We start from the raw sequence: 8,305 nt of genomic DNA, 5'->3' as shown, positions 1-8,305 counted from the left end.
GCAGTTAGAGGAAATCCGCAAAATCAGCGTGAAAAAAGCAGCTTCCGAAGCTGCTTTTTAGAACACCTGAGCCGCTTAATCACCAGATTAAGCGGTGAATGTGTTCGGTTCACGCTGATTTTGCGGATTTCCTCTTACTGCTGCTTGGCGCAGCGGCTGTATTTCCAACAGGACAGGTGTTTTTCACAGTCCGTCCCGGCTCACGGTAAGCGCCCCCTCCATCCGCTCCCGAGACTAAAGCTCGTGAGCTAAATCCCGATTTATCTGGAGAGTTTCCCCAGGAATTCTTTCATTCTTGTATTGTCAGACCCAAACACTTCTTCCGGTGTTCCCTGTTCTGCAATTACGCCTTTATCCATGAATATGATATGATCGGCGACATTTCTGGCAAAATTCATCTCATGGGTTACAATTACCATGGTCATATGCTCCGCAGCCAGGTCTTTAATTACTTTCAGGATCTCACCTGTGAGCTCCGGATCCAGTGCGGAAGTCGGTTCGTCAAAAAACAGGATCTTTGGATTCATGGCAAGGGCCCTTGCGATGGAAACCCGCTGCTGCTGCCCGCCTGACAGCTGGTAAGGGTACGCATCCGCCTTGTCCTCCAGGCCCATTTTTTTCAGAAGCTCGCGCGCTTCTTTATAGACTTCCTCTTTCTCGCGTTTCTGCACTTTGATCGGTGCATCTGTGATGTTTCTCATGACAGAGAAATGCGGAAAGAGATTAAAATTCTGGAATACCAGCCCGAATTCTCCTTCATAATGGATCTCTCCCGCATCCGGCGTCTCCAGATTCGTCGCACACCTCAGCAGTGTGGACTTGCCGGAACCGGAGGGGCCGATCACCGCCAGGACTTCTCCTTCGTCTACCTTCAGGGAAATGTCCTGCAGCACTTCGACTTCGTCAAAGCTCTTTTTAATATGTTTCATTTCTAACAGACTCATGACATTTCCTCCTATCTGTAATAATTCAGTTTCTTCTCAATAAATTCCATTACTACCGCTACAATCAAGTTGAACAGATAATAAAATATCCCGGCTGCCACCAGCGGAACAATTGAAGTCTGCGATGCCGCAATCTGTTTTGCAGTGGTGAACATTTCCGCATAGGCAATGGCAAATGCCAGAGAAGTATCTTTAACAAGTGTAATTACTTCATTCGTTACTGATGGGAGAATCCGTTTGATTACCTGCGGAAAAATGATGCGGAAAAACGTCTGCACCCTGTTATATCCAAGCAGCTTTGCCGCCTCGTACTGACCAACCGGCATCGATTCGATACCCCCGCGGTAAATCTCCGCAAAATATGCGGCGTAATTGATTGCAAAAGCGATCAGTACCGCAGTCAGTCTGTAAGACGCCGTGATCCGGATTCCGAATATGTAATACGGCCCGAAATAGACCACCATCAGCTGCAGCATGAGCGGTGTCCCGCGCATGATAGAGATATATACTTTTGCAATCCACTGGATGACTTTAATTCTCGACATTCTTCCAAATGCCACTAGCAAACCTAACGGCAGTGAAAACAAAACAGTGGAGAAAAATATCCCTATTGTTCCTATCATGCCTCCTGATAACTGGCTAATCATTGCCATAAAACTAATCTTCATTTTCCTGACCTCCGGGTTATATAAAAGGCCAGATGGCTATTCTGACCTTTTACATTCTTACTTTTGATTTTTATTTGCCTAAGCATACAGCGTCTTCCACGCCCCATTTTTCTGCGATGGTCATGAATGTTCCGTCCTTAGCCATCTCATCCAGCGTCTTCTGCACCTGGTCTCTTAACTTCTCATTGCCCTTTTTAAATCCGATTCCATACTGCTCGGAAGAAATGGTCTCGTCCAGTGTTATGTATCCGCCGCCGCGGGATTCGATCTGATATTTTGCCACTCCTACATCCATTGCAACCGCTTCTGCTGCGCCTGCTTCCAGATCCATAAATGCAGTATTATAATCCGGCACCTGTGTCAGCTGGCCGAATGTATCTGCCAGTTCCTTCTGGTCTTCCTGCAGTGCTGTCAGTGCAGAGGAATCTGCCTGTACTTCCACAAGCTTTCCTGCCAGATCTTCCAGTGATTTAATTCCGGAATCCTCGGCAACTACTACAACCTGACTGTTATCTACGTACGGATCTGACCATGTATAATCATCCTCACGGCCATTCATGGTGAATCCGTTCCAGATACAGTCGATGGTGCCTGAACTGAGTTCCATATCCTTGGCATCCCAGTCGATGGGCTGTTTTTTCAGCTCCCAGCCGTTTCTGTCACAGACTTCCTGTGCCAGGTCCAGGTCAAACCCTACATATTCTCCTTCTTCATCTTTGTAGCCGTACGGCGGGAAACTTGCGTCAAACCCTACTGTAAAGCTGTCTCCCTCACTCTTCTCTTCGCTTACTGCTTCTGTTTTCTTATTGTCCTTTGCGGAATCGTCTGACTTTGTGTCCTCCGCTTTGCTGCCGCATCCTGCCAGCGCTGTTGTCAGCACAAGTGCAGCTGCCATTGCTAATGCAATCTTTCTTTTCATAGGTACGTCCTCCTTGCCGTGGCGCTTTATTCTTTTACTAATTGATTACTTTACCACGCTAAAATGCTTAGACATAATAACACATTTCTGCTCTGTTGTCAATTCTGAAGCAGAAATGCGCCTGCCATTCTTCGCCCGATATAATGAATCCCTGCGGTTGTATTGTTGATATTTAATCACTGCTTATATATACGTCTCTTAAACTTAAGATATCTTATATATGGCTTCTCCTGTACTGCTGTTTCCACTTTTCAAGCAGAACAGAATTGAGCTCCATCTGTATGTGCTTCTTAATATCTTCCATCTCCTGTCGCATCTGGGCATTGACTTCCACATAATCATCATGCTTCGTCAGCAGAATGTGATATTCCTCCAAGGACATATACTTATAGGACGCATACAGATACGGCTTCAGCAATGTGCTGTCCTCGCATATCTGATAAGCCCGGTCGTACATCCTTGCCGATTCCTGGTACAGAAACAGCCTTCCGTAAGCGGCCCCCAGCCCGGCATATATCTTGCCGTAAAACTTGGGGTCTACGCTGTCATCTGCATCTTCATTAAGAATCGCCTGATAGACAAGAATTGCCTCCTCGATCTCACCGCTCTCCAGCAGATTGTCCCCTTTATACTTCTGGCGTTCAATATCCTTCTGATTCTTCAGCCTCTCCAGTACGTTCTGGATCCGGATCATCTCCGGTTCCCTGAATATCCGGGAACTCTTCAGAATCGTCAGAACAAACTTCTCCACGGATCCGTGCATTCGGATTACGTCCCGCAGTTTTCCTGCCAGGTCCGGCATCCCGATGTCCTCGTCCAGCCAGGTACAAAGCTGCTCATTCATGATCGTGTAGTCAATCAGGTAGAGATTGTTGCACAGATAATAGCATAATTCTTCAATTGTATATATCTTGCAGTGGATCCTTGTAATCTCATAAGGATGCGTTGCATGTCTGTCATGACAAAGAATTAAACTTCCCATCATTGCCTCCTAAGTGTATAATCTTCTCTTCCTGAAAATCTGTAGGCAGGTAGAATTCTCCAAAACCTACATCCCTTACTGTAATCTTACATGTCTTCTCATCCAAAAACAGCGTTTCTATCTGCATGCGCATGGAATATTCTCCCCGTTTCGGAAAATTTTCCAGCGAAATCACTTCGGTCTTCAGTGTCCCCTGAACAAGCGACTCCACATGCAGTTCAATATTTTCCATATCCTCCAGGAGCACTTCCCACTGATTATTCGATTCATACCAGTGTGCCCCCCAGGATACGATCGGATACCACATCTCCTGTCCGTCTACCCTCATATTTACCGTTATCTGATCCGTCAGCTTTGTCTCTGATAGATACACCGGATCCTCTATGTGCATGAACATCTTCCGGTAGGCCGTGTAACATGCCCCCTTGCTGTACAGGTTGTTTCCGATAAAAGCTCGTCTTCCGTTGCACAGCACGCGCAGAGAGGTGGGATACCAGTTATTCTCAAATCCCTCCCCCGTCAGAAAGACTGAGGACACAATCCGCTTGTCGAATACGCTCTCAATAAACTTGCAGAAACGTGAATCGGCCTCCTTCGCCTTATCTTCATTCAGTACCGGATAAACGGCCGCCAGTTCCTTCATATGGGCACTCGCCACCTCATCTACTGTAACGAAAGTCGTCCTCCCTCCGCCCAGTCCCGGTTTCAGCCTGCGCAGCATATATGCCTTAATCTCATTCCTGTCACAGCAGAATAATGCCGCATCGTACTGCCACAGCTCCTTGGGCTGATAAAACAGATAGTTACAGAAGCTTTCCTTATAATCCTGAATAAATATATGTCTCTTGTCAATATTCATACGAACCGCAATCCCCCGCAGAAGCTGTGCCAGCTCCTCCGTCAGTTCCGGCACTGAGAACACGATTCCTTCGATCTGGGGGAAAGACTGCAGCGACATCTGCACAAACTTTGAAAGCAGCCAGACCGCATCATAAGTCTCCTCACCGAACTCGATCTTTTCACCTGCCAGACTCTTATCCAGCAGACGGGTGACCGTGAACCCTTCTTTAATCGTAACCAGTCGTTTTGCTTCCTTGCCATACGCCCATGTATCCCTGAGCTTGCCGATAATCAGGGGGATCTGGAAATTATCAGAATCCACCTCCAATGTCTCCGGCTCCAGCTGCTGATCGTTGTAGAAACTGATCTGGCAGGTCTTATCGTTTATCTCATATCCAATTATATTGCCTTGTCCCATTACAGACAGCCTCCTCGCTTATACAACCGGGACCCTTTGTTTCTGCCGCGGCTGCAAAGTACTTTCTGCCGGCTATGGCCCGTACTTCCCGGGCCATAGTGACATATTGTTGCCTTAAAACTAATATTGTTCAAACATATGTACCGCAATTGCATCTTCCACTGCATATGCTTTCATCTTTGTCTCTCTGTCCCTGCCGTCCTCCAGCAGGATATCATTCAGGCGTCCGTATCTTCCGGATTCGCCTTTCTTAACTTCCTTCACACAGCTTTCCTTGTCACTTCTGTATGTATTGCCATCAATTGTTTCCTTGAAATAATATTTCAGCTTTTCGTTGGCAAACAGCACGAACTTCTTCACATACAGATTTTCATACATCGGAGTCAGAACTTCTGTGGAATAATCCACTTCCTCGGAATCACCTTTCTGCAGCTGGTAGTAAAGCATGACACGGCTGCCCTTTTGTCCCTTATACTCAATCAGCGTCTTATCCCAGAGCTGAAGTTCAATCAGCCAGTCTTCCTCGTAGGCCAGGAAGAAGGGGAAATAAATCTGTTTGCCGCTGAGTTCCTGCAGAAACTTTTTGAGGGTCTTCCGTATCATGGAATTATACTCTCTGTTAGAGTAGTACTTGAGTACCGCGATCTTGCAGATATCAATCGTGTCCTCTCCCTTTTCATATTCTCTGCATATGATATCGATTATGCTTTTGCTGATCTTTCTTTCCTCAACCACATAGCCCCTGGACATATAAGCCAGATAAGCCTGCTGAAGTCTGAAATATGCCCCCTCCGCATAATATTCTTCAAATACCTGGACCTCCGCAAACAATTCTTCCGAGAAGAGCATCTGCGTCAGTATCCGCTCTGCCAGCTTATGGGTATGCACCTCGTACTCCCGTGCCTCTCTCCAGAGCCGCTTCATATCCGTTGTTGCACCGCAGTAATAATTGGAAAGATACGTGAGGATTACCTTATCGTACTGCCCCTTCTTAAATAATTCAAAACAGATATATGTCAGGAAATCGTCATTCTCATAATTATTTTCCCTTATGTTCTTGCTGCAGAGTGTAAATAGTTCCTCTTCCTCATAATTCTCAACGCCTTTTTCCCGCACAATATCAAGAGTCAGAGTTTCCTCCGCCTCCTCCAGCCGGTTCATGCGCATGCCGTTGATATACTTCTTGCACATATCCATGTAACGCAGCTCATAGAACATGCGCCTGCTTTCATAGGGAATCGAATCCGTATAGTGTCTGCCTTCCCTTGATTCCCACACCAGCCGGTCCGTCTTGGCGTACAGAAATACCTGGGCACCGCGGTCCGTATAGGGAACCTTCTGGGTAATACTTCCGTCATCCGCTATGATATGGATGAACTTCATATTCGGCACCTTTGTTGTGATCTCATAGGCATGGCAGATATCATACAGCGCTTTGATACGCTCAGGATTCATGGAACGTTCTACAATAAAACGTTTATATATAATTCTCAGCTGCTCGTCAATATGCCGCCGCTCCAGCTGGTTCCAGGCAAAAGCCTCCATCTCATCGCGGTAATGCGCATAGATCTCGCTGGATTCATCCTCATATGTAATCAGATTGGAATACAAAAGCGCACATTTGTGATAATCCAGCGTATTCCCGTGCATAAAATACAGGTACACGGATCTGGGCAGTGCCTTGTGAAAATGGCTCTCCTTGATGGAAGCCATATAATATTCATAGAGCTGTGCGATCTTCTGCTCAGACTCCACCGCTTTTTCATACCACTTAAAATAATCAAAGCCGATACAGTTGCCCTTGATCAAAAGGGTACAGATGGCTGTAAGTATCATGTTTTCCTCATACATCTTGTAAGCCAGCACCAGCGTCTCGTACAGATGCCTGTCGAAATTCTTCAGCTGGCTTGCCAGGTTGGCCGTGTACAGAGCCAGTTCCTTTGTCATCAGCTTGTACTTTGCGGCAAAATGCAGCACCATGACTTCAAATGTACCCAGTTTTTTCAAAGAGGAGCTTTTATCCCGGAAACACTTAAAAGCTTCCATATAGAACCATATGCTGTGTGTCTTCTCTTCGTAGAACTGGCGTTCCAGCGCACGCAGGCGCTCACTGTATATCTTATACTCCGAATCTACATTCACCAGCATACACAGAATAAGCCAGCTCTCCGGATGCTTCATGTAAGACTTTGAAAGCTCTTCAGCCACCCGCCGCTGTCCGATGGAATCATTGCTGAGTAAAGTGGTGAGATATAGATAGTAAGAACTCATCTCTACATTTTTACCGATGGCAAACCGGTTATAATTATAGGATTCCAGAATCCACTTTGCCTCTTCCATACGTTTTCCCAGAAGGCAGATATGCGCGTGTACCAAAAGGTACAGTTCATCCTTGTTGTCCTTCTCCCTGAGATGCTCAATCTTTTTCAGGGACTCTTCTGTCCATGTATTCAGATCTATCCTGCCGGCTTCATAGGTAAGGTACCGTTTCACAATACTGCAGAATTCCAGGTCACCCGCGCGGTGCTCCTCCTCACGTCTGACATCCTTCTCCACCACGATCTCATACGCCAGGGTCTCATAAGGCGTCTGGAGGGTGATCTGACCGAAGTTACTTCCACGGTGCAGCTTCTCAGGTGTGATAACATATTCCAGGCGGTAAGAATTCCCGATAAATTCTTCTGTCGTGATCTTTGCGTGCTCCACGGACAAAAATTCCCCTTCCGTCTGCACGTCAATAGAAAGATATCCCCACGTGTTCTTCTTTACTGTCAGAGTCTCCTTGCGTGCCTCCTCAACTTCCATAAAAGCGCGGCTCTCCTCCTCCAGTGTAAGGAATATCTTTTCTTTTTGCTTGCAGCCCACGAGGAATTCCTCCAGGGCCTGCTGATCCAGCTCCCATTTGCGCATATTATCGTAAAGGGCCTGGATACGTTTATCTTCATATTTTAATATCTCATAAAAATCTCTGGAACGGAACAGCTTCTCCGCTTCCGCAGGATCCCGGAAAGAAAGCTTCTTAAAATCTTCCAGGCTCTGTACCTTTCCATAGCTTGTCATAACAAAGGGCTTCTCTATGATTGCCGTAAAAGCGACATCATACTCACCGCCATTGCAGACTATGGTAAATCTGCCATGCTCAACATGTCCCGGCACCAGCCCGGAACCGTCATATGTATAATAGATATTAACCGGGTTCCCATCGAAGCCCTGTTCCTCACAATGGACACGATAAGAAGAGGGATATACAAGCCCTCTGATAGTCCCCTCGCCCTGGTTCTGCAAGGAAAAACTCCCCTTATACATCTCCCCCTCACCGACACGCATAATAATCCGTGTCTCGGGGAAAATAATCTCCGGCTGCGGAATGTGAAAATCTCCTTTGGAAAGACGTTTAATCTTATTCTTCAAGTTAGTCACCTACTCATAGTTTCTTTCGTTGCATTTTTTCATAAGCACGCTATAATGAATTATATCATCTTTATACTATTTCTTGCAACGGGTGAATGAAAGAATTTGAAGGGAGATTGTATA

6 protein-coding genes are annotated in these 8,305 nt (G+C 46.2%); all 6 read right to left on the bottom strand.

What is annotated here, in order from left to right:
- Nucleotides 1–260: 260 nt before the first annotated feature.
- Entirely contained in the window at nt 261–944 is a 684-nt protein-coding gene (locus tag HMPREF0240_RS22070; protein ID WP_009005617.1) for an amino acid ABC transporter ATP-binding protein, read from the bottom strand.
- Between the two features lie 11 nt (nt 945–955).
- Nucleotides 956–1,606: an amino acid ABC transporter permease gene (locus HMPREF0240_RS22065; protein WP_347462639.1), complete on the bottom strand. Its 651-nt coding sequence runs from the start codon at nt 1,604–1,606 to the stop codon at nt 956–958.
- A 76-nt stretch (nt 1,607–1,682) separates the two neighbouring features.
- On the bottom strand, nt 1,683–2,531 hold the full coding sequence (locus HMPREF0240_RS22060) for an amino acid ABC transporter substrate-binding protein (protein WP_009005615.1): 849 nt from the start codon (nt 2,529–2,531) through the stop codon (nt 1,683–1,685).
- 214 nt (nt 2,532–2,745) lie between these two features.
- A complete protein-coding gene (locus HMPREF0240_RS22055; RefSeq protein WP_009005614.1) occupies nt 2,746–3,513 on the bottom strand; it encodes a hypothetical protein in 768 nt (255 codons plus the stop codon).
- Nucleotides 3,488–4,771, bottom strand: a complete 1,284-nt coding sequence (locus HMPREF0240_RS22050; protein WP_009005613.1) for a DUF5716 family protein — start codon at nt 4,769–4,771, stop codon at nt 3,488–3,490. Before HMPREF0240_RS22050 ends, HMPREF0240_RS22055 begins: the two co-directional genes overlap by 26 nt.
- Before the next feature lie 120 nt (nt 4,772–4,891).
- Nucleotides 4,892–8,182, bottom strand: coding sequence for a DUF5717 family protein (locus HMPREF0240_RS22045; RefSeq protein ID WP_009005612.1), 3,291 nt, complete (start codon nt 8,180–8,182; stop codon nt 4,892–4,894).
- Nucleotides 8,183–8,305: the final 123 nt, after the last annotated feature.

Source organism: Clostridium sp. D5, from assembly GCF_000190355.1.
GTDB lineage: Bacteria > Bacillota > Clostridia > Lachnospirales > Lachnospiraceae > Faecalicatena > Faecalicatena fissicatena_A.
This window is presented reverse-complemented; position numbering and strand designations above follow the sequence as displayed.